This is a genomic window from Chryseobacterium sp., from assembly GCF_041914225.1.
Lineage (GTDB): Bacteria > Bacteroidota > Bacteroidia > Flavobacteriales > Weeksellaceae > Chryseobacterium.
Window position 1 is genome coordinate 33,135 of the sequence record NZ_JAYSDT010000010.1, and the last position, 21,257, is coordinate 54,391.

The window sequence follows — 21,257 nt, forward strand, 5'->3', positions numbered from 1 at the left end:
ACCATCATCATGGCCAGAACAATCAATAAAAAAACATTAGTAACACTGAAAGCCGCTTTTGCTGCTTTTGGTGTTTACTTCTGCATGTACGGTTTCAGAAAACCCTTTACCGTTGCATCTTTCGAGGGACTTTCCTATTTCGGAGTAGATTATAAGATTCTGATTATCATTGCACAGGCCGTAGGTTATTTCATTTCAAAATTCATCGGGATCAAATTTATTTCCGAGCTGAAACCTAAGAAAAGGCTAACTTATCTTTTTGCTTTCATTGCCATTGCAGAACTTGCTTTGTTGGGATTTGCAGCCGTTCCCGCTCCTTACAATATATTATTTATGTTTATTAATGGGATTCCGCTGGGAATGATCTGGGGAATTGTTTTTTCTTATATCGAAGGGCGAAAAGCCACAGAAATTATCGGATTGTTTTTATGTTCAAGCTTTGTGGTTTCTTCAGGATTTACAAAATCAACAGGAAAATTTTTAATGGATACGTTCCCAATTTCCGAATTCTGGATGCCTTTTTCAGCAGGACTTATTTTTATTATTCCCCTGATTTTTTTCGGGCTGTTACTTGAAAGGATTCCCAACCCTTCAGAAGAAGATATTTTACTTAAAAACAAAAGACAACCGTTAAACAGTGCAGAAAGAAAAGCATTGGTACAGCAGTTTTTTGTGCCGATCGTTTGTATCATATTTTTATATATCAGCTTAACAATTTTAAGGGATTTCAGAGATAATTTCAACCGGGAAATATGGGACGGGCTGAATTTCAGTTTCGACAGTTCTATTTTCACCTTAACGGAGATTCCTATTGCGGTGATGGTTCTCGTGATTTTAAGCTTTATAGTAAGAGTAAAAAACAACAAAAAGGCATTTGTCTATTACCATTACATTCTTTTTGCAGGAATCCTTATCGTGGGGCTTTCTACTTACCTCTTCCAGCAGGGGTCATTATCTCCGTTTTTATGGATGACGATTTCCGGCTTCGGAATGTATATCTGCTATATTCCTTTTAACGGAATTTATTTTGACCGGATGATAGCCGCTTTTGAGATCAAGGGAAATGTTGGTTTTTTGATCTATATTGTAGATTCATTCGGGTATCTGGGAAGTGTTCTGATTCTTTTGTATAAAAACTTTGGCTCGGCCCAGACTTCATGGTTACATTTTTATATCAACTTAAATTATATCATCACCGTTACGGTTTTCATTCTTTCGGTGATTGCTTTTCTGGCTTTCAGAAACAAATCAAAGCCGAAATCAAACTCAAACTCTAATCAATTCATCAATTTCGATACGTCGAAAATCTTATAAATATTTGTAAAATGACAACAAAATTTGATTTAATCGTTGTAGGAGGCGGAATTTTAGGAACATTCCATGCTTATCATGCGCTGAAGAAAAATCTTAAGGTGGCTCTACTGAAAAGAAACTCTGTTCCTCAAGGTGCTACCGTAAGGAATTTCGGACAGGTAGTACCCTCCGGAATGGATCTGAAATGGCAGAATTTCGGAAGAGAAAGTCTTGCAATCTATCAGGAACTTCATACCCATGCAGACCTTACCATCAGACAAAACGGATCTGTATATATTGCTTCCAATGACGAAGAGCTTCAGCTGATTGAAGAACTTTATGAAATCAACAGAAACAATGATTATGACTCTGTTTTATTATCAAAAAATGACTGCATCAAAAAATTTGATGGTCTCCGTTCGGATTACTGCAAAGGAGGCTTGTTTTTCCCGCAGGAACTTTCAGTAGATCCGGCAGATATGATTGTAAAGCTTCATAAGCTGCTTCAGGAAAAAATGGGACTGCAGATTTTCTATAATACTACAGTGCTGGAAACCCATGAAGATGATCAGAAATGTACAGCCATAGCTGCCGACGGAACAGCATTCAACGCATCTAAAATCATTATCTGCGGAGGACATGAGTTCAAAACTTTATATCCTAAAGTATTTAATGACAGTGATCTGGAAGTGAGCAAGCTACAGATGCTACAGACCAAACCTCAGGGGATTTATTCGCTTCAGGGAAATATTCTTACCGGGCTTTCTGTCAGAAGATATGAATCATTCGGTGAATGTCCTTCTTACCAGAAAATCAAGGCAGCAGAAGACCCAAATTCTTTCGAAAAGAAATACGGAATTCATATTTTATTCAAACAGGCTCTTGATGGTTCTGTAATCATAGGAGATTCTCATGAATATGCAGATGCTAAAAATGCAGATGATCTTGGGTATGACCTAAATATGGAGATTGATGAATTCATGATCCATGAGGCTAAAAAAATTATTGATCTTCCCACCTATGAAATTCAGAGAAGATGGTTTGGCATTTATTCCCAATGTAAAACCAAAGATATTTTCGAGCACAGCCCATCTGCAAACATTCATATTGTAACAGGTATCGGAGGAAAAGGAATGACGGGAAGCGGCGGATTCTCTAAGTTTAATATTGAAAAAATTTACGCATAAAACTGAAATGAAAAATATAGAATTATTAGTTCTGGATATGGCCGGAACAACAATTGATGAGGATAATGTAGTATATAAAACACTTACCAGCGCTGTGAATGATTACGGCTATTCCGTAAGCCTTGAAAAAGTATTATCCACCTGTGCCGGAATGGAAAAACTGGAAGCCATTACAAGTCTTTTAAAGGAAATTAATGGTAAAGAAGAAGATGCTCCTGCAATTTTTGAGAAATTTTCTGAACAGCTAAAGGAATCATATAAAAATCTTGATGTAAAACCTATCAACGGGACTGAAGATTTCCTCCTCAGCATGAAGTCTCAAAACAAAAAAATTGTTTTGAATACAGGTTATACCTCTGAAATTGCTCATCAGCTTTTGAATAAACTCAACTGGAAAGAAAGTATTCATTTTGATGCTTTGATTACCGCGGATGATGTTTCTGAAAGCCGTCCAAGCCCGGAGATGATCCATCTTGCGATGAAGAAATTCAATATCACTGAAGCTCATAAAGTTTTAAAGGCAGGTGACTCTGTTATTGATATCGAAGAAGGTAAAAACGCAGGCTGCGGATTAACAGTAGCCGTTCTTTCCGGAGCTCAAACACAATCAGAGCTGGAAAAGGCTGCCCCGGATTATATTCTGAATACCATTTCTGAAGCTAAAGATATTCTTTAACGGTTTCTTTTTCAACATATTTTTAAATACTTCTTGACACAAATGTTTTCATGGATATTTCTATTGAAAATGTTTGTGTTTTTTACCACCCCGTCAAAAATTCTTTGAATTTTCGACACCCCTCCGGAGGAGGGGAATATCGTACGTTTGATTGAAGATTTGTAAAAATTGAAGATGTTCGGATACTATTGTGAGCTTATATTCATTAAGACATTTAGCTTTAGATAAAGGCATTCGCTTTTGTGACTTTTGTGGTTCAACAATCCTTCTTTTTCGGAACTTTTTAATTATCAATTAATTAATTTTCAGTTCATACATGTTTACAAATAGTAAATTAATTTTACAATATTTAAAAATAAATCACTATTTGTAAACTTTTCTATTTCAAAAACTCTTTTCCCTATGAAAACAAAACTATTCTCAGTGGCTGTTGTGATGAGCTGCTTTCTTGGAGCTCAGACAAAAAAAGTACTTTTTATCGGAATTGACGGATGTCGTACAGATGTAATGATGTCTACTCCTACGCCGAACATCCAAAATCTTATCAGCCAGTCGATTTACTCTGTTGACGGGCTTTGCGCTGCCACTACCTGGAGCGGAAACGGCTGGAGTACCATGCTCACCGGTGTATGGCACACCAAACACAATGTTCAGGACAATAATTTCACCAATCCGAACTTTGCCGGTTATCCTGATTTTTTAACAAGAGCTGAAACCTTCAATCCGAACCTGAAAACCATTTCTCTGGCTCATTGGTCACCCATCAACGATAAAATTATCCAGAATGCTGATATTAAAAGCAATCTTGCAACAGATCTTGCTGTAAAGAATGCTGCAGTAACCGCTTTGCAAAGTGACAATCCTGATATCCTCTTTGTGGATTTTGATGATGTGGACCATGCAGGGCATTCTTACGCGTTTTCATCAGCTGTTCCTCAGTATGTATCTTCTATTAAGACAACAGACACTTATATCGGAGAGATTGTTGCAGCAATGAAAAACAGACCATCCTACAATAATGAAGACTGGCTGGTAGTACTGACTACTGATCACGGAGCAGTAGACAGCTCTCATGGAGGCGGAAATCTTTCTGAAAGAAATATTTTTACAGTGTATTCAAATCCCGGATTTACTCCACAACAGATCAGCAAAACCGTTCTGGAGTCCAATAAAACATTTAATCAGTTGAGTTTCCCTGCAGGAACATATGCAAAACCAGGTAACCAGGCTCCATTCAATTTCGGAGCCAATCAGGATTTCACCATTGAATTTTGGGTAAAGCCTAATGCTGCTTATTCCAGTGATCCGGTAATGATCAGTAATAAAAACTGGGCTAACGGAAAAAACAAAGGATTTGTTTTTTCAGGATATTCCGGGCAGACATTCAAAATGAATATTGGTGACGGAACCAACAGAATCGACCTTGTAGGAGGAAAAGCAGAAACAAATAAGTGGAAACATATTGCTGCGAGTTTTGACAGAGACGGGCTGGTGACCCTTTATGAGGATGGTGTTCCGGTAACTTTTGCTAAAATGAATATCATCGGAAATATTGACTCCGGACTTCCTTTAACTTTGAACCAGGATGGAACAAATGCATATGGAATCAATCTTTCGGCTTCCTATAAAGATATAAGGATATGGAAATCGGCCCTTCCAAATGATGTGATTGTTAATTGGGCCCATCAGGATATTACCCCATCACATCCTTATTATTCTCAGCTGGTGGCTAATTGGAAATGCAACGGAACTTCAGGAAATACCCTGACAGATTCAAGCTTGAATGCCAATAATATGACTATAACAGGATCTCCAGCTTATAATATTAATACAGTTAACAACTTTAAAGTGTATGATTATACTTCCACAACAAGAGAGACGGATCATTTTCCAACCGTTTTAAACTGGCTCTGTATTCCGGTACAGCCTTCATGGGGAATAGACGGAGTGAACAGAATCCCTGCATGTTCCAAAGAAATATTATCAGCCAGAGAAACGATACAGACGGCAGATGATTTTAAAGTGTATCCCAATCCTGCTTCTGCATATATTTCTATCCGGTATAATTCTGAAGATAAGGAGATTAAATCAGAAATCCTCGACAATAATGGAACTGTTGTCTCCACATCCTTACTACATTCTCTGGGAGGATATTATGATGAGAACATCAATATCGCAAATCTTCAGGCGGGAGTATATTTTATTAAAATTTCCGGGAGCAAAAAATCTGTGACAAAAACTTTTATCAAGAAATAAACAGTAAAGCAATTAGATTTAAATTTGATATTAGAACAAGGATATTCCTATCCTTGTTCTAATATTTTTTTGTTATATATTCAGATTCAGCTCCATCTGCACATCTACACGGTCATATCCGGCATTGTTAACAGGAGTATGGATAAAGCCCAGTTTTTCATAGAGCTTAATCGCCGGAACAAGTATAGAATTCGTTACTAAAAAGACTTTCTCTGCATGTAATTCTTTCGCTTTTTCCACCAAAGTTTTTCCCAGCAGATACCCTAACTTTTTCCCCTGGGCCTTTGGGCTTACCGCCATCTTTGACAGCTCAAAAGTAAGGGGATAATCCTGGGTTTTTACCAATGCGCAGGTTCCTACAGGCTCATCATTTAACAGAGCAAAAACAATATGTCCTCCTTTATTCAAAATATGCTCTTCAGGATTTTCCAGCAGTTTATAATCACCGGCTTCCATGACAAAGAATGTTTTAATCCATTCTTCATTTAAAGCTTTGAAAGCTTCTTTATACTCAGGTTTATACGCTACGATTTTTACTTCATTATTGTTATCATTCATCGCTATAATGTTTATTAAATTCTGTTTTTTATCATTTTACCCAGCTTATCAAGATCGCTTTCCACTCTGTCGGTCCATTCCAAAGCGTAATTCAACCGCATGCAGTTCTGATACTGGTTATACTGTGAAAACATTCTTCCCGGAGCAAAGTTAATTTTCTGCTCAAAAGCCACATCATAAAGATCTTCGGTACAAATTCTTTTGTCCAGTTCCAGCCACAGCATAAAACCTCCTTTGGGCTCTGAAATCTTAGTATTGTCAGGAAAGTATTCAGCTACCGATTTCTGGATCTGAAGATAATTGGCATATAGCTTTTTCCGGAACATTCTCAAATGATGATCATACCTTCCATGGGCCAGAAAATCCGCAATTACATCTGAGAACAGCGATGGGCTGGAAACCGTCTGAACCAGCTTCTGGCGGATAATTTTTTCTTTAAATTTTCCGGGAGCCACCCATCCTGTCCTGAAACCGGGAGCAAGGGTTTTGGAAACCGATCCCACCCACATCACAATTCCGGCTTCATCATAAAATTTGCAGGGTTTTGGCCTTCCTGCTCCGAAATAGATGTTTCCGTAGACATCATCTTCAATAAGGGGTACATTTTGTTCAGTAAGCATTTTCACCAGTTCCTTTTTATGTTCATCAGGCATCTGAAACCCTAGCGGATTGTTGTAATTCACCACAAAACAGCAGGCGGAAAGCTTTGGAAGCACTTTTTTCAGGGCATCCAGATCAACCCCTGTAATAGGATGGGTTGGAATTTCCACAGCCTTGAGCCCCAACAGATGGATAGCCTGCAGGATTCCAAAATATACGGGGCTTTCTACTGCCACACAATCTCCCGGTTTCGTAACCGCCATCAGACCGTGATAAACTCCATTCATAGCACCTGAAGTAATCACCAGATCATCTTCTGTAATTTTTCCTTCCATCACGATGGACCATTTGGCAATTTCACGCCGAAGCAGCTCGCTGCCCTGCACCGATTCATAATTGACACCGCTGTCATTTTTCCTCTTTACCACATCAATCATACATTTCTTCATTTTGGCTACCGGAAGAAGGCTCTTTCCGGGAATTCCCAAAGCAAACTGTGTCACATCCGTACCGGCAATAGTTCCGAATACCTTGTCAAAAAGATCCTGAGGCGTATTTTCCCCTTCTGAATGTTTCATCTGAGCTACAGAAGGCAGGGCCAGTTTCCGTTGGGAAGACTGGCTTACATAATACCCATATTTAGGTCGTGATTCTACCAGAGAACGGCTTTCAAGCTCCATATAGGCCTGTTTTATCGGATTGAGCCAAAAGGCTTTTGCCGATCTGTTCGATCTCAACAGGGGCGTGATAAGTTCTTATGAGGAAGGGCGTGCTGAGCCTAAAATTGAAACTATACTGAAGGTTGCCAATTATTTTAACCTTACCCTTGATCAACTACTGACCGAACCTGTCCAGGAAAACCAATTGAAAAGTGTTTCTGATACAGACCAACCTGTACTTTTTCCTGAATCAGTGATCCAAAGCAGCTCAGAAACAGAGAAAGATCCTTACAATCCTATATTGCAAAAAATATTAGCATCTGTTGATCTGATATATGAGTTTACGCCGGAAAAAGTATTGCTTCCACAATATCAACACGGCGATATATTATTCCTGAATAAAGCAGACCTGAAGACAGAGCCTGTAAGCAATTTATTGGTCTACACCAATAAAACCCTCCAATATATCACTGATAACCAATCAACAAGACTACATAATCAGGAGTATTACAAGATCATTGGCTATGTTTCTATTGCTGAGAAAAATATTTTTACCCGGATTTTTGAAAGACTGGAAAATCTGGAAAAGAAAACGGGTCGGATCATCTGCTAAGGAACATCAGTTAATAGAATCACTTGAATGAAAATCCTCCAAATGTCATAAAACAAAAAGCCCTCCGTACTATCATACAGAGGGCTTTGTACCCCAGACGGGACTTGAACCCGTACGTCCTTGCGGACACAGGATTTTAAGTCCTGCGTGTCTACCAGTTCCACCACCAGGGCATGGTGTGGAGCGAAAAACGGGATTCGAACCCGCGACCCCAACCTTGGCAAGGTTGTGCTCTACCAGCTGAGCTATTTTCGCATAGTGCGGATGAAGGGACTCGAACCCCCACGCCTCACGGCACCAGATCCTAAGTCTGGCGTGGCTACCAATTACACCACATCCGCTGGTTTACTGATCTGAATTTACAGATTCAGGTTATATTTCTTACAAATATAAAAATTTTATTTAAAGAACACTCTCTATTAAAACAAAAAACCCTCCGTAAGATATTACAGAGGGTCTTGTACCCCAGACGGGACTTGAACCCGTACGTCCTTGCGGACACAGGATTTTAAGTCCTGCGTGTCTACCAGTTCCACCACCAGGGCATGGTGTGGAGCGAAAAACGGGATTCGAACCCGCGACCCCAACCTTGGCAAGGTTGTGCTCTACCAGCTGAGCTATTTTCGCATAGTGCGGATGAAGGGACTCGAACCCCCACGCCTCACGGCACCAGATCCTAAGTCTGGCGTGGCTACCAATTACACCACATCCGCTGGTTTTTTTAATATTGTAAGTTTTAAAGAGCTTGCTTCGTTTTTGTGAGTGCAAATATAGGACAATTTCCTTTAGTACCAAACTTTTCAGGAAAAAAAATTAAAATTTCCACATTTTTTTTTCACGGCACCTTTTATTACATTTCATTTTCTTACTTTTACAACGTTAATATTTACGATATGGAATTACAAGGAACGGTAAAGAAACTTTTTGATGCTCAAACATTTGCGAGCGGGTTTCAAAAAAGAGAAATGGTTATTTTGACCCAGGAACAGTATCCACAGCCGATAAACATAGAATTTTTATCTGATAAAATCAGCTTATTAGATAACCTTAAGGAAGGAGAAAATGTAAAAGTAGGAATCAACATCAGAGGTAGAGAATGGGTTTCTCCTCAGGGTGAGACTAAATATTTCAACTCTATTACAGGATGGAGAGTAGAGAAAGTATTTGATAATGCTTCAGAACCTACTCAGGCAATGCCTCAGCAATCTGCTTCTCCAGTTTCAAATGAGAACCCATTTGCTGGTGATGACGATGATGATTTACCTTTTTAATTAAAGAATAAAGATCAATATAAATCCTGCTTTTTGAAGTGGGATTTTTTTTCTAAAAATGGTCCGATTAGACGAGAACGAGATTTCATTTCCAGACCCTGAACTGTATGACGGTCATGAGGGAGTGGTTGCCTTTGGAGGTGACCTCTCCGTAGAACGTATTTGGTTTGCCTATCAATTAGGAATTTTCCCCTGGTACAATCCCGGGGAGGAGATTCTTTGGTGGTGTCCGGATCCAAGATTCGTGCTGATTCCTGCAGAACTGAGGGTTTCAAAATCCATGAGAAAAATCCTGAACAGGAATGTTTTTACTTTTTCTGAGAATAAGAATTTCAGGGAGGTGATCAGAAACTGCCAGCAGGCAACCCGGAAGGGACAGTCAGGTACATGGCTTTCCGATGAGCTGATGGATTCTTTTATCCAGCTTCATGAGTATGGGCTGGCCAAAAGCGTGGAAGTATGGCAGGATGGCGAGCTTGTAGGGGGTTTTTACGGATTGCAGATCGGGAATGTGTTCTGTGGAGAAAGCATGTTTGCAAAGGTGAGCAATGCTTCCAAAGCCGGGTTTATCCATTTTGTAGAAAGTAATAAAAATACAATTGAATTAATTGATTGTCAATCTCATACAGAGCACCTTGAGAGCTTAGGGGCAAAAATGATTCCTAAAAAAGAATTTCTAAAAATCTTACACGAAAATAATGAACGCAGATAAAGAAAAGTGGGTTCTTCTGATTGTCCTGAGTATTATCTGGGGATCATCCTTTATTTTAATCAAAAAATCATTGGAACATTTCAATCCTTTTCAGGTAGGGTCCTTACGAGTGCTTATTGCCGGGATAATTTTACTTCCGGTTGCCATTTCCAATTACAAGCTTTTCCCTAAAAAGCATCTGAAGTGGTTAATTCTGGCAGCTTTTACCGGAAATTTCATTCCAATGTTCCTGTTTCCGATTGCTGAAACTGAAATTAGCAGCAGCATTGCAGGAATTATCAACTCCATGATGCCTATTTTCGTGATCATTGTCGGTGCACTGGTATGGAAGTTTGAAACAACCAAAAAACAGATCATCGGAACGTTAATAAGCTTCACAGGAGTCTGCATCCTGGCATTTGGAGGCGGTGACAGCGGAGAGTTTAAAATGATTCCGATTCTTCTGCTCTTATTGGCAACTTTATGCTACGCTCTGAGTACAACAACTGTAAAATCAAAACTTATGGAAGTCTCCTCTACTGTTTTGTCTGCTTTTGTTTTCTCGTTTGTTTTGATATTTCCTTCTGTTATTGCATTGACATGTACAGGATTTTTTTCTGAATTCAGTTTTTCGAAGGATAACCTGCTGGGGCTGATGTTCGTCAGTCTTTTATCTATTTTCGGAACAGGCCTGGCAATGATGATGAATTACCGTTTACTGAAAGTTTCCAGCCCTCTTTTTGCTTCAACTGTAACTTTGGTAATGCCTATTGTAGCTATTATCTGGGGAATTATTGATGGTGAAAAGCTGACTTATTTACAATTTATAGGAGCAGGAATCATCATAGGCGGACTGATATTTTTAAGAACAAATCCTAAAAAGTAACATTATGTTATAAATTAAATTATATTTGGGCTGATTTAACTTATAACTATGAAAAAACTTTTACTTTATGGCTCCATAGCCTTGTTCACTCTATCCTGTTCTGATTCAGACGATATTCCTTTTGACAACAGTGACCCTTCCGCTCAGAATGTAATACTTCCTACTAAAATGACAATAGATGGTATTGTTATGAAGGTCAATTATAACGGAACGAAGATCATCAGCATGATCAATAATATTAATCATGGACAGAGAGTAGAGTTTACCTATACTGATGATTACATTACAGGTATCAAAAATTACGAAAATAACATTCTAGAAAGTACTGTTGAGTATGGCTATTCCAGTGGACGTATGTCGTCTGCAGTCATTAAGGAATATTCTACTACCGGAACATTACAAAACACTGTTTCATTTACCTACACCTACACCAGTAATACAGAAATCAACGTAAAAAGACAGACGAATTCAGGAACTGCCGGTACTTCGACCATCAACAGTGTGTTTACCTACAGCAACGGAAATATGGTAAGCAATATAGGTTCAGGGACAGGAACCGTAAATGGAAATACGGTTAATTATACAGAAAAAGAAACCTATACTTACACAGATAAAAATTATCCTTTTAAAAATGTGAAAGGTTTTGACAAGATCATATTCAATGGAAATGAGAGCGATGGTGTCAACATGCTGTTTTCAAATATAAAAAACAGCTTAAGCAGTTACAAAGGCGAGTTTACCAGCACCACTGCCGGAGGAGGAACAGCAACCGGAACAACTCAGCATAAGTATACAACAACTTTTAATACTGCCGGTTATCCATCTGAAGAAAGCAGACAGTCTCTTGATGCGAACGGAAACCCGAACAGCAGTACTCCGGATAAGTTTTTTTACGAATATAATTATCAATAAAAAAACCTGCAGTTTTGCAGGTTTTTTCATTATTTTTCAGATAAATCTAGTTCTTTTTCTTCACTTTACCGGCCTTAACCTTTTTTACCTCATCTTTAATGAAAGGATATTTTTTCTGCATATCCTTAACCAAAGACGGATCAAGATCCAGTGCTTTCTGAAGTGATTCCATTCCTTTATCCTGCTCTTTCAGATTGAAATAACAGTTGCTTAACTGATAAAACAGTTCAGCTCTGTGATGCCTTTTAATAGCTTTATTCAAAACTGTCACTGCATCTTCATATTCTCCTACCAACATCAGAACTTCTGAATAAGCATACCAGTTGTAAAACCTTGAAGGTTCTGCATCTACCAGCTTTTTAAGACATGAAAGGCTTTCTTCAAACTTCCCGGAATCGATGAATAAAAACGCCAGTCTCTTCTGATAATCAAGGTTGTTTTCATTCAGCTGGGTAGCTTCTTTGGCAAAATGCAATGCTTCGGACATTCCGCCCATTTCTTCGTAAAGATAAGACTGTTCCATCATGGCAAGATAAAACTGAGGGTCTTCTCTCAATGATTTCTGGAATGCGTTCAAAGCCAGGATAGGCTGTTTTAAAGCCTTATTGCATAATCCGATCTTATAGAAGGTAAATGCCTTTGTATATTCCAGCTCCAGCATTTCTTCATACGTTTCGATTGCCTTCTGGTATTGTCCCAAAGCTTCATAACAGGCTGCTTTATTGGCATATACACCAACTGAATTGGAGTTGATTGCCAATAAATAATCATAACCTCTTATGGCTTCATCATAATTTTTTCTGTTGAAGTAGAATTGTCCGTATTCAAACCAGGCGGTTTCAGAATAAGGGAATTCATCTAAATATTCATTAAGAAAGGCAATTGCCTCCTCACTCTTATTCAGGTCACTGAAGCATACCATACAGTTTTCCAGCGCATATTCATCCGCCGGATCTTCTTTCAGTGCTTTCCTGTAATGCTTAAGAGCGTTAAAAGGATCTCCGAGATTCACATATTCATCCGCAATAAAGTTGTGGAGAAAGTTTTCTTCTTCCTCTAATGTCAAAGCTTTTTTGCAGATTTCAATGGATTTTCTGGGATTTCCTAAGTTCGAATAATACTTTGCGTAGCAAACCAAAAAGTCTGTATTCTCCATAGAAGCGCCTTTCAGTTCGTCAATAAGTTCTTTCGCCGTATTATACTCTTCCCACTCCAGAAGGATCTCAAGTCTTTTGATCTTAATATCCAACGAATTAGGGTGAAGCTTTAGCCCATAATTAACCGCCATATCTGCGTAATTAAAATCACCAAGCTCCAAATAATAAACAATAATGTCTTCCAGTTCTTCGGTATCGAAGTAGAATTCGTCATTGTTTTCCATCATTTCCTCGAACTTTTTTACAAGTTCATTTCCAAAATACTCTTCCAATAGTGTCCTCTTTGTCGGCCTGATGTCTGAATTTGCTTACAGACCTCGGCAAACGTTTAGTTAATAATACATCTGAAACTGATATTCAAATATTTATGCAAAGTTGCAACTTTTTTTTGAATTTTCCATTTCATAAATTTCTATTATAAAAATAGTAAAAAAAGAAAACCGATAAAAGGATTGTGGATAAAAAAACGGAAATTGGGGTTAAATTCTTATGACCAGGCGTTTTCCGCTTTGTATCTCAGTGTTCCATACGGTTTCGATATTTTTAATATCAATGTCCTGTGTTTCCATTTTTATTTTTCCGTCTACGGCGGCCTGAAACATTCCGGGAATAATTTCTGAGAACAAAAGTACTGTTTCTTCTTTCGTCCAGCTTCCCAATCCTGATCCGGAAATCTGAATATCAGTGCCCCGCAGAACCTGTGAAGACAGCTGAATGGTATCTCCGCTCATTCCTCCTACGTTTACCAGCCTTGTTTTATGGGAAAAGTTGCCGTCTCCTTTAAGGGCAGATAATATCATTTCTACGGAATGCCCCCAGATATAATCCAGAATAACATCTATAGGCTTTTCCCTGTGAATCTCTTTTATTTTTTGCTTAAAATCATGTTCCTCCAGTTTGAGAGAAACCACCTCATCGGCACCTAATTCACGTAAAGCCAAAAGCGATTCTTCATTTCTTCCGGTAACGATAATCTTACCTGCTCCGTATAGTCTGGCAACCTGAACTGCAATTTTACCTGTAATTCCTGTTGCCCCGTTGATCAGAACAGTATTACCCTGTTGTAATCCTGCCTTGAATTTTAATGCCATTGCAGAGCCCATCACCGCATTGGGCAACGCAGCTGCTATAGAGAAATCCAGTTTTTCAGGAATCGGAATGATCATTTTTTTATCTGCTGCTGCTTTTTCTGCTACGGTTCCTTTTTTACTGAAAAAATAGACTTTATTTCCGTTTTCCAGATATCCTGCCCCGTCTGTCCCGATAATCGTTGACTGGTGCTCCTGATTATCTGTTGAATAGTGACTTCCACCAGCTCTGGCCCTGTCAAGGTTTTTAATAGACGCGGCTTTCACTGTAACTATAATTTCATTTTCCTGTGCTTCAGGTTCAGGAAAATCTGTGTATTGAGGAATATTTCCTTTTTCAAATACTACTGCTGCTTTCATTCTTTTAATTTTTAAACAAAATTATGAGGAGTGAATGCTATGGAACGATAACATTTGTTATCAGTTTTAAGAAAGGAAGCCGGAAGCTTGAAGTTTATAAGCGGGCAATAGATTAAAACGCAGAGGACGCCAGGAAATAGAAGAGTAAGTATTAATTTGTTCGCAGGGGCACTTCGTTCAGCAAATAACAATGAACATTGCTGAGTGGAACGCCTTTGCGAACATTTTCAACAATATAAATTATTCTTTGTGAACATTGCTTTAAGATGAGTCAGAATTTATTCAGTTTCTTTTTAAACTTCCGGGTTCCGGGTTCCACCTTCCTGCTTATTCCAATCTTTCTTTCAATATTTTGCTTTTGATTCTGCTGAGATGTACGGTGGTAATACCGAGATAGGAGGCAATATAATGCTGCGGAACTCTTTTGATAATCTCCGGTTTTTCCTTAACCAGATTCAAATATCGTTGCTGCGGTGTGTCTTTAATGAATGAAAAGAAATGCTTCATATAATCAAATATTCTTTCAAAAAGAGCATCCATAAAGAGATTTCTGAGTTCGGGGTTTTCATAAACTTCTTCCAGGAAGGCTTCCACATCAGATCTGTTGATTTTATATAAAATACAGGGTTCTATCGTCTCAAAAGACACCATACTTGGCAAGCCTTTTTTAAAGCTTTCAAGGGAAGAAAACATCGTGTTTTCAAGAAAAAACTGGAATGTTACGTCTTTTCCGTCATTATTATACCAGGCCCTTGCCATTCCTTTTTCTATGTAATAGGCATTACAGGAAATCTCACCTTCCTGTAATAGCAAAGTTTTGGCAGGAACTTCCATACGTTCGAAGCCGCTTACAAATTTTCTCCATTTTTCTTTGGGGAAAGGAAACCTGTTTTTGATATGTTCAAACATTACTGATATAAAAAAGAACGGACGCATTGTCCGTTCTTCGTATATTTTAGATTAAACTCTTGATTTTAGCAATGATATCATCTCCCAACTGATCTGCTTCCTCCTGAGATTTAGCTTCAGTATAAATTCTGATGATCGGCTCTGTATTGGATTTTCTAAGGTGAACCCAGTTGTTTTCAAAGTCTATTTTAACACCATCCACGGTAGAAACTTCTTCATTCTGATATTCCTGTTCCATTTTGCTTAAGATAGCGTCTACATCTATCTCCGGCGTAAGTTCTATTTTCTTTTTACCCATGAAATAACTTGGATAGCCTGCTCTTAATTCAGAAACGGTTTTGTTTTCTTTGGCTAGATGAGTCAGGAATAGGGCAACTCCTACTAAAGAGTCTCTTCCGTAATGTAAATCAGGATAGATAATTCCTCCGTTTCCTTCTCCTCCGATCACAGCATTTTTCTCTTTCATCAGAGTAACTACATTTACTTCTCCTACTGCGCTTGCAAAATATTCTGAGTTGTGTGCATGTGCCACATCTCTCAAAGCTCGGCTTGAAGAAAGGTTGGAAACAGCCACTCCGTTTTTATGTTTCAATAAGTAATCAGCAACGGCTACCAACGTGTATTCTTCTCCGAACATTTCTCCTTTTTCATCAATAAGGGCTAATCTGTCCACATCAGGATCTACCACCACTCCTAAGTCTGCATTTTCTTTTTTTACCAGCTCGCAGATATCTCCCAAATGTTCTTTCAAAGGTTCAGGATTATGTGGAAAGTGTCCGGTTGGTTCACAGTACAATCTGATGGTTTCACAGCCTAATTTATCCAAAAGCATAGGAATCGCGATTCCTCCTGTAGAGTTTACAGCATCCAGAACCACCTTAAATTTCTTCGCTTTGATTGCTTCTACATCTACCATCGGTAAATCCAGAATCTGCTGGATATGAATATCAAAAGCATCATCTCTTGTTTCATATTTCCCAAGATCATCTACTTCTGCATAGTTGAAGTCTTCACTTTCTGCCAAAGCCAGTACTTCTGCTCCATTTTCCCCACTGATGAATTCTCCTTTTTCGTTTAATAATTTAAGGGCATTCCATTGTTTTGGATTATGGGAAGCGGTAAGGATGATTCCTCCGTCTGCATTCAGCTCAGGAACTATTACTTCAACAGTTGGCGTAGTAGAAAGGCCAAGATCTATTACATTAATTCCCAACCCCTGCAAAGTAGCAGTAACCAGGGAAGAAACCATCTGACCAGAAATTCTGGCATCTCTTCCAATGATAAGGGTAAGATCTTTCTTGTTTTTATTATTCTGAAGCCATGTTCCGAAGGCGGATGCAAATTTTACCACATCCAGCGGTGTCAGGTTATCATTTACTCTTCCTCCAATGGTTCCGCGAATTCCGGAAATAGATTTTATTAATGACATGATGTTTTTTTATTTTGTTTTTCTAAATTTTCCATCGCAAAGATACTTAAAAGACCTTTGAACTTATAGAACGGGAATCTTTTTTTGAATTTTATCGTAGGTATTTTTTACAACTTTCGGTGGTGCAAAGCGATAACCTATATATAACAGTCCATAAAGGTTATTATTTTCCACAGTCTGGTTATCTTTCTGGTCGTACGCATAGCTTTTAAAATTCATTTTACCTCCGAATAAAAACCGGTCAGTATTATAACCTATATGAAGGCCTCCCTGCATTCTTATGGTTGCATACTGCGCATTTTTCTTAGTATTTCCGTTCTCAATATCCGTGAAGCTGGAGAATTTTCCTCCGATCCCGACGGTCAGATAAGGTGAAATATTAACCTTATCTCCAATTACCCAATTATAGAAATACCCGATATTTCCTCCGATATTATATTGTATTTCCTTGCTTTTGACGCCATCAATTGTATTTCTGAAAATGGTAAGATCATAATCCACAAACGGAATCCAGCTGCCACTGCTTTTCTTCTGCCATTCTCCCTGGGTGTAGATACTTCTTGCTGAAAAATTTTTGTTAAGAATATAGGATGTAGATCCACCAAAGGTTTGCACCCGTAAATCCGGAAACTGAATGTAGGGATCTCTTCCTTCCTGCCATTCGGGGGAAAGGTCTTTCATATTTTCTACATAAAAGCCTTTTACATTTTTATAATAAACATTCTGGATGAATCTCCCGGGAAAAAACCTGAAGCTTAGATCGGTATAAGAACTTTTTCCTTTCATTTCATCATCATTATTTCCATCCAAAAATCTGGGGGCAAATGATACTGTAGCACTTATGATTCTATAATCGACTGAAAGGGATGTTTTTGTTTTATTGTTGATTGACAGGTCCATCTTGAAAGCATCCTTACCTTCTCCTGCTGAAAAAACATAGCTCTCAATATTGGTATCAAGATTGGCACGAATCATGACCTGATCCGCATAAGACTTGATGTTGACAGTATCTGACTGTCCCTTTACCTGAAGGGTAAATAAAGAAAATAATACCAGTAATCCTGTCTTTAAGAAATTCAAATTAATAATTTACATTAGAAAAATGAAATTACTACATTTTTTTCAATTATCCGATGAACCCAATATTAAGAACAGCCGCAATCTTTATCGCAGTTGGTTCTTTTGGAACTGAATTTCTTAGGAGCAAAATTCTTTTTAAGTACTTTAAACAGAGAGTAACAGGCGAATGCTACAATGAGTATAATAAGTACATACTGAATGATTAATGATGAATCCATTACTTTAAAATCTGATATACTATCATCGACACAAAATATGCCAAACCTGTCATCATGATCACCTGAAAGCCGGTCCATTTCCAGCTTTTGGTTTCTCTGTAGACTACTGCCAGTGTAGAAACACACTGCATTGCAAATGCGTAGAAAAGAAGAACCGAGATTCCCGTTGCAAAGCTGAAAACTTTTTCTCCGTTGGGCTTTACATCTCTTCTCATTTTATCAATTACTTTTACTTCAGGAGCATCATCTTCCAGACTGTATAATGTAGACATTGTCCCTACGAAAACTTCTCTTGCCACAAAGCTGGTAAGGATTCCTACCCCCATTTTCCAGTCGTAGCCGAGCGGAGCAATAACAGGCTCTATTCCTTTACCCATTTTCGCAAGGTAAGAATGATCAAGGTGAACATCGGTAGCTACGAACTGATCTGCTTTCTGGCTTGGCCCGAAATAACTCAGGAACCAGATGATGATACTGACAATGAAGATTATTTTTCCGGCTCCGGTAATGAAATCCCAAACTTTTCCTAAAACCATTTTAAAGTCATAGCCGAAAAGTGGTTTCTTATAGGCAGGAAGGTCCATTACCAAATAGGTTTTTCCTTTACTTTTGATAAATCTTTTAAGAATTGATGCTGAGAATAAAGCAACCAGGAAGCCAAGAAGGTACATTCCCATCAAGACCAGTGCTTTATATTTTATTCCCAAAAATGTTCCTTCTGAAATAATCAGTCCGATGATGATACTGTATACCGGAAGTCTTGCCGAGCACGTCATAAATGGCGTAACCAATATCGTCAGCAGTCTTTCTTTTACATTCTCAATGTTTCTGGTAGAAATCACTGCCGGGATAGCACAGGCAGTACCTGATACAAGCGGAACGATACTTTTACCGTTTAGCCCGAAAGGACGCAGCAGTCTGTCCATCAGAAATACAACCCTTGCCATATATCCGGAATCTTCCAGCAGGTAAAGGAAGTACAGCAGGATTCCGATCTGTGGTGCAAAAACTACGATTCCTCCTATTCCGGGAACGATTCCATTTGAAATCAATGAATTAATTGGTCCTTCGGGAAGGTGCTCGCTTGTAAATGCGGCCAGCCAGGAGAAAGTATCTTCAATCCAGCTCATCGGATATTCTGCGAGGAAGAAAACACTTTGGAAAATAATCAGAAGAATCGCTAAAAAGACTACGTATCCCCAGAATTTATGAACTAAAACTTTGTCCAGCTTTTCAGTAAGTAATTCTTTGAACTGAGCTTTTTTAGAAATAACATCAGCCAGAATTTTGTCTACATTCTGATATCTTCTGACGGTTTCCTGAACCTGTAATCTTTTAGGAACCAAACTTTTGGAATCAGGCTCATTGAGCAGTTCCATTACCGAGCCTATTCTTCCGAGATCTGTCCCCAATGAGAGGCTCATCCAGGCTTTATATTCATTGTCAAAACCTTTATGGGCTGCCAACTTCTGAATAAAATCCCTATGTTCGTTTGGTGTCTCAAAGGAAACTTTATCTGTTTTTACAAATTCATTGCTGTAAACGGCTTCTCTTACTGCATCAATCCCGATCTGCTCTTTGGCATTGGTCTGAATAATTTTAATGCCCAGTGCTTCTGAAAACTTTTGAATATCTATAGTAATGCCTCTTCTTTCTGCCTGATCAATCTGATTGACAATCAGAATCATCGGAATTCCAAGGTCCTGAATCTGCTGAAACAGAAGCAGACCCCTTTTTAAACTTAATGCTTCAAGAATATAAACAACTCCCGCATAGTTTTCCTGCTCATCAATAAGGTATTTGGAAAAAATAGCTTCATCTTCTGAGCTGGGGTATACGCTGTACGAACCCGGAAGGTCTATCACCTCCACTTCTTCGTTTTTATAAACATAGTTCCCCGAATGACTGGCAACGGTAACGCCGGCGTAGTTTCCGGTTTTCTGCTTTTTGTTGCAAAGTGTATTGAAAACCGTTGACTTTCCTACATTAGGATTCCCGACTAAAAGTATCTGTTTTTTCTTGTTTTCCTGCATTAATTCAATTCTTCAACAATGATGTAATCTCCTTCTTCCTCACGAAGAGCAATCCGGCTTTTTTCAGCTCCAAACTCTACATACATTGGCCCGCTGAACGGAGCCTGATACAAAATCCTGAAAGTGGTTTCCGGAAGAAGTCCCATTTCAATAATTTTATTGGGCATTTTAAGATGGTCGTTATCATATCCCAATATCTTCCCCATTTTGTTTTTAGGGAATCCACTTAATTTATGTAATCCGTTCTCTTTCAAAGCCTAATTTTTAGTCCTGCAAATATACGCTATTTAAATTTAATCTAAATAACGTTTTATCATAAAAGAAATCACCCCAAATACATTACTGTATCTGGGGTGATTCAAAATATAATTTAGTTGATATGAAGTCTATTTTTTCTTCTTGTCAGAAGGCTGTTCTTTTTCTATTGGATTATCATTGGATCCGAAGAAATCTTTCACCTGCTTTTCAAGTCTTTTCATAAAGTCTCCTACTGTTCCATCTGTTCCAGGCATTGGCCTGCTCATATTCTCTGCTGTCATATATGGACGAGATTCAGCGAAAGGATCTGCTTTGTATCCTTCATAAGATTTCAAGAACTTTTCTTTAGACGTAGGAGTTATTGTATTGCTCACCATTCCCATTTTAGCATTAATCTTGTCTGCGTATGACAATTCATCATAGTTTTCGATCTTCTTATTTCCGCTCAGTTGCCAAGAATAGTTTTTATCAGCATCTTCAATTTTTACAATCAGACCTGGAAGACCTTTAAATTTATACGGTCCATCCTGAAAAGGAATATCTGAGCTGAACCATGCTGTCCATTTTCTGCCACCAAATTCAGTAGTTGCTTTCTGAGCATTATATTCTCCTACTTTTTGTTTATCTGGCAAAATGTTCCATTGTAATTTCGGATCATCCTCGTATGAGAACAGGTTTCTGCTGATTCTGTCTACATACTGAACCTTCATGTCCGGATAACTTTTAATAATCTTATAAGAGAATTTCGGCCATTTTATCAGCTTAGTCATGTCTTTAAAAGACTTGGTCTTCTCCATTTCTTCTATCTGTACTTTAATGATAGAATCCTGAGCCGGCATAGTATAATCCTGATAAATTGATTTTTTGGGAGTGATATCAAGAATTGTAATAATCTTATCCAGTTTCGCTGAATCTTTCTTAGGCTTAAAAGTCAGTTCATAAAAGAAACGGTTGGCTGTTTCTTTAGATTCCTGAGCTCCTGCAAAAGCAAAAAGTGCAATAAGAAATATGGAGAATAGCTTTTTCATTGTAGCAAGTTTATATAATTAGTAATCATATATCTTCTTTTGTTACATTTTTTTTGAAATTTATTTTTTTAAAGATTAACCGGCGTCTTTCAATA

19 protein-coding genes and 6 tRNA genes are annotated in these 21,257 nt (G+C 38.2%); 9 read left to right on the plus strand and 16 right to left on the minus strand.

Going from position 1 to position 21,257, the window contains the following annotated elements; genetic code table 11:
• Nucleotides 1-9: 9 nt before the first annotated feature.
• The 4 genes from ACE3RB_RS06785 (at nt 10) to ACE3RB_RS06800 (ending at nt 5,412) form a co-directional block, all read left to right on the plus strand.
• A complete protein-coding gene (locus ACE3RB_RS06785; RefSeq protein ID WP_374463538.1) occupies nt 10-1,314 on the plus strand; it encodes a DUF5690 family protein in 1,305 nt (434 codons plus the stop codon).
• Nucleotides 1,315-1,325: 11 nt separating this feature from the next.
• Entirely contained in the window at nt 1,326-2,480 is a 1,155-nt protein-coding gene (locus ACE3RB_RS06790; RefSeq protein ID WP_374463539.1) for a TIGR03364 family FAD-dependent oxidoreductase, read from the plus strand.
• A gap of 7 nt (nt 2,481-2,487) precedes the next feature.
• Nucleotides 2,488-3,156, plus strand: a complete 669-nt coding sequence (locus ACE3RB_RS06795; protein WP_374463540.1) for an HAD-IA family hydrolase — start codon at nt 2,488-2,490, stop codon at nt 3,154-3,156.
• A 402-nt stretch (nt 3,157-3,558) separates the two neighbouring features.
• Nucleotides 3,559-5,412 (plus strand): alkaline phosphatase family protein, encoded by a 1,854-nt coding sequence (locus ACE3RB_RS06800; RefSeq protein WP_374463541.1) that lies wholly within the window; start codon nt 3,559-3,561, stop codon nt 5,410-5,412.
• Nucleotides 5,413-5,484: 72 nt separating this feature from the next.
• Here the strand turns inward: ACE3RB_RS06800 and ACE3RB_RS06805 are convergent, their stop codons facing one another.
• Nucleotides 5,485-5,970 (minus strand): GNAT family N-acetyltransferase, encoded by a 486-nt coding sequence (locus ACE3RB_RS06805; protein ID WP_374463542.1) that lies wholly within the window; start codon nt 5,968-5,970, stop codon nt 5,485-5,487.
• A 14-nt stretch (nt 5,971-5,984) separates the two neighbouring features.
• Nucleotides 5,985-7,250, minus strand: a complete 1,266-nt coding sequence (locus ACE3RB_RS06810) for a PLP-dependent aminotransferase family protein (RefSeq protein ID WP_374463543.1) — start codon at nt 7,248-7,250, stop codon at nt 5,985-5,987.
• A 19-nt stretch (nt 7,251-7,269) separates the two neighbouring features.
• On the opposite strand from ACE3RB_RS06810, the gene ACE3RB_RS06815 reads away from it, so the two are divergent.
• Complete coding sequence (locus tag ACE3RB_RS06815) at nt 7,270-7,842, plus strand: helix-turn-helix domain-containing protein (RefSeq protein ID WP_374463544.1); 573 nt, start codon at nt 7,270-7,272, stop codon at nt 7,840-7,842.
• An 89-nt stretch (nt 7,843-7,931) separates the two neighbouring features.
• Here the strand turns inward: ACE3RB_RS06815 and ACE3RB_RS06820 are convergent.
• The 6 genes from ACE3RB_RS06820 to ACE3RB_RS06845 all read right to left on the minus strand — a co-directional run bounded on the left by ACE3RB_RS06820 (nt 7,932) and on the right by ACE3RB_RS06845 (nt 8,555).
• Nucleotides 7,932-8,015: transfer RNA gene (locus tag ACE3RB_RS06820), tRNA-Leu, on the minus strand.
• A gap of 6 nt (nt 8,016-8,021) precedes the next feature.
• A tRNA-Gly gene (locus tag ACE3RB_RS06825) sits at nt 8,022-8,097 on the minus strand.
• Nucleotides 8,098-8,101: 4 nt separating this feature from the next.
• Nucleotides 8,102-8,183: transfer RNA gene (locus tag ACE3RB_RS06830), tRNA-Leu, on the minus strand.
• 120 nt (nt 8,184-8,303) lie between these two features.
• A tRNA-Leu gene (locus tag ACE3RB_RS06835) sits at nt 8,304-8,387 on the minus strand.
• Between the two features lie 6 nt (nt 8,388-8,393).
• Nucleotides 8,394-8,469 (minus strand) — tRNA-Gly (locus tag ACE3RB_RS06840).
• Nucleotides 8,470-8,473: 4 nt separating this feature from the next.
• Nucleotides 8,474-8,555, minus strand: a tRNA-Leu gene (locus ACE3RB_RS06845).
• 180 nt (nt 8,556-8,735) lie between these two features.
• On the opposite strand from ACE3RB_RS06845, the gene ACE3RB_RS06850 reads away from it, so the two are divergent.
• The 4 genes from ACE3RB_RS06850 to ACE3RB_RS06865 are packed head-to-tail and all read left to right on the plus strand — an operon-like array spanning nt 8,736 to nt 11,602.
• Entirely contained in the window at nt 8,736-9,113 is a 378-nt protein-coding gene (locus ACE3RB_RS06850) for a DUF3127 domain-containing protein (RefSeq protein ID WP_041461994.1), read from the plus strand.
• Between the two features lie 58 nt (nt 9,114-9,171).
• Nucleotides 9,172-9,825 carry a leucyl/phenylalanyl-tRNA--protein transferase gene (aat, locus tag ACE3RB_RS06855; RefSeq protein ID WP_374463545.1) on the plus strand — a complete coding sequence of 218 codons (654 nt, stop codon included), beginning with the start codon at nt 9,172-9,174 and terminating at the stop codon, nt 9,823-9,825.
• Nucleotides 9,812-10,690 (plus strand): DMT family transporter, encoded by an 879-nt coding sequence (locus ACE3RB_RS06860; RefSeq protein ID WP_374463546.1) that lies wholly within the window; start codon nt 9,812-9,814, stop codon nt 10,688-10,690. Before aat ends, ACE3RB_RS06860 begins: the two co-directional genes overlap by 14 nt.
• Before the next feature lie 48 nt (nt 10,691-10,738).
• Complete coding sequence (locus ACE3RB_RS06865) at nt 10,739-11,602, plus strand: hypothetical protein (RefSeq protein ID WP_374463547.1); 864 nt, start codon at nt 10,739-10,741, stop codon at nt 11,600-11,602.
• A 46-nt stretch (nt 11,603-11,648) separates the two neighbouring features.
• Here ACE3RB_RS06865 and ACE3RB_RS06870 read toward each other — a convergent pair whose 3' ends face one another.
• The 8 genes from ACE3RB_RS06870 to ACE3RB_RS06905 all read right to left on the minus strand — a co-directional run bounded on the left by ACE3RB_RS06870 (nt 11,649) and on the right by ACE3RB_RS06905 (nt 21,162).
• Nucleotides 11,649-13,031: a tetratricopeptide repeat protein gene (locus ACE3RB_RS06870; RefSeq protein ID WP_002981950.1), complete on the minus strand. Its 1,383-nt coding sequence runs from the start codon at nt 13,029-13,031 to the stop codon at nt 11,649-11,651.
• 207 nt (nt 13,032-13,238) lie between these two features.
• Complete coding sequence (locus ACE3RB_RS06875) at nt 13,239-14,207, minus strand: zinc-binding alcohol dehydrogenase family protein (protein WP_374463548.1); 969 nt, start codon at nt 14,205-14,207, stop codon at nt 13,239-13,241.
• Nucleotides 14,208-14,534: 327 nt separating this feature from the next.
• Nucleotides 14,535-15,143: a Crp/Fnr family transcriptional regulator gene (locus ACE3RB_RS06880; RefSeq protein WP_374463549.1), complete on the minus strand. Its 609-nt coding sequence runs from the start codon at nt 15,141-15,143 to the stop codon at nt 14,535-14,537.
• A 19-nt stretch (nt 15,144-15,162) separates the two neighbouring features.
• On the minus strand, nt 15,163-16,545 hold the full coding sequence (glmM, locus tag ACE3RB_RS06885) for a phosphoglucosamine mutase (RefSeq protein WP_374463550.1): 1,383 nt from the start codon (nt 16,543-16,545) through the stop codon (nt 15,163-15,165).
• A gap of 63 nt (nt 16,546-16,608) precedes the next feature.
• The gene (locus tag ACE3RB_RS06890; protein ID WP_374463551.1) at nt 16,609-17,625 is read right to left on the minus strand and encodes a DUF4421 family protein; all 1,017 of its coding nucleotides are present in this window, start codon (nt 17,623-17,625) and stop codon (nt 16,609-16,611) included.
• A 217-nt stretch (nt 17,626-17,842) separates the two neighbouring features.
• The gene (feoB, locus tag ACE3RB_RS06895) at nt 17,843-19,876 is read right to left on the minus strand and encodes a ferrous iron transport protein B (RefSeq protein WP_374463552.1); all 2,034 of its coding nucleotides are present in this window, start codon (nt 19,874-19,876) and stop codon (nt 17,843-17,845) included.
• Complete coding sequence (locus ACE3RB_RS06900; RefSeq protein ID WP_332388798.1) at nt 19,876-20,130, minus strand: FeoA family protein; 255 nt, start codon at nt 20,128-20,130, stop codon at nt 19,876-19,878. The genes feoB and ACE3RB_RS06900 overlap by 1 nt, the downstream gene beginning before the upstream one ends.
• A 132-nt stretch (nt 20,131-20,262) precedes the next feature.
• Nucleotides 20,263-21,162: a GLPGLI family protein gene (locus ACE3RB_RS06905; RefSeq protein WP_374463553.1), complete on the minus strand. Its 900-nt coding sequence runs from the start codon at nt 21,160-21,162 to the stop codon at nt 20,263-20,265.
• Nucleotides 21,163-21,257 lie beyond the last annotated feature (95 nt).

Coding starts and splice junctions, on each gene's coding strand:
- ACE3RB_RS06850 (WP_041461994.1), top strand. CDS start 8,736: ATGGAATTACAAGGAACGGTAAAGAAACTTTTTGATGCTCAAACATTT.
- ACE3RB_RS06875 (WP_374463548.1), bottom strand. CDS start 14,207: ATGAAAGCAGCAGTAGTATTTGAAAAAGGAAATATTCCTCAATACACA.
- ACE3RB_RS06880 (WP_374463549.1), bottom strand. CDS start 15,143: ATGCGTCCGTTCTTTTTTATATCAGTAATGTTTGAACATATCAAAAAC.
- ACE3RB_RS06810 (WP_374463543.1), bottom strand. CDS start 7,250: ATGGAGCTTGAAAGCCGTTCTCTGGTAGAATCACGACCTAAATATGGG.
- glmM (WP_374463550.1), bottom strand. CDS start 16,545: ATGTCATTAATAAAATCTATTTCCGGAATTCGCGGAACCATTGGAGGA.
- ACE3RB_RS06805 (WP_374463542.1), bottom strand. CDS start 5,970: ATGAATGATAACAATAATGAAGTAAAAATCGTAGCGTATAAACCTGAG.
- ACE3RB_RS06865 (WP_374463547.1), top strand. CDS start 10,739: ATGAAAAAACTTTTACTTTATGGCTCCATAGCCTTGTTCACTCTATCC.
- feoB (WP_374463552.1), bottom strand. CDS start 19,876: ATGCAGGAAAACAAGAAAAAACAGATACTTTTAGTCGGGAATCCTAAT.
- aat (WP_374463545.1), top strand. CDS start 9,172: ATGGTCCGATTAGACGAGAACGAGATTTCATTTCCAGACCCTGAACTG.
- ACE3RB_RS06795 (WP_374463540.1), top strand. CDS start 2,488: ATGAAAAATATAGAATTATTAGTTCTGGATATGGCCGGAACAACAATT.
- ACE3RB_RS06860 (WP_374463546.1), top strand. CDS start 9,812: ATGAACGCAGATAAAGAAAAGTGGGTTCTTCTGATTGTCCTGAGTATT.
- ACE3RB_RS06800 (WP_374463541.1), top strand. CDS start 3,559: ATGAAAACAAAACTATTCTCAGTGGCTGTTGTGATGAGCTGCTTTCTT.
- ACE3RB_RS06905 (WP_374463553.1), bottom strand. CDS start 21,162: ATGAAAAAGCTATTCTCCATATTTCTTATTGCACTTTTTGCTTTTGCA.
- ACE3RB_RS06790 (WP_374463539.1), top strand. CDS start 1,326: ATGACAACAAAATTTGATTTAATCGTTGTAGGAGGCGGAATTTTAGGA.
- ACE3RB_RS06785 (WP_374463538.1), top strand. CDS start 10: ATGGCCAGAACAATCAATAAAAAAACATTAGTAACACTGAAAGCCGCT.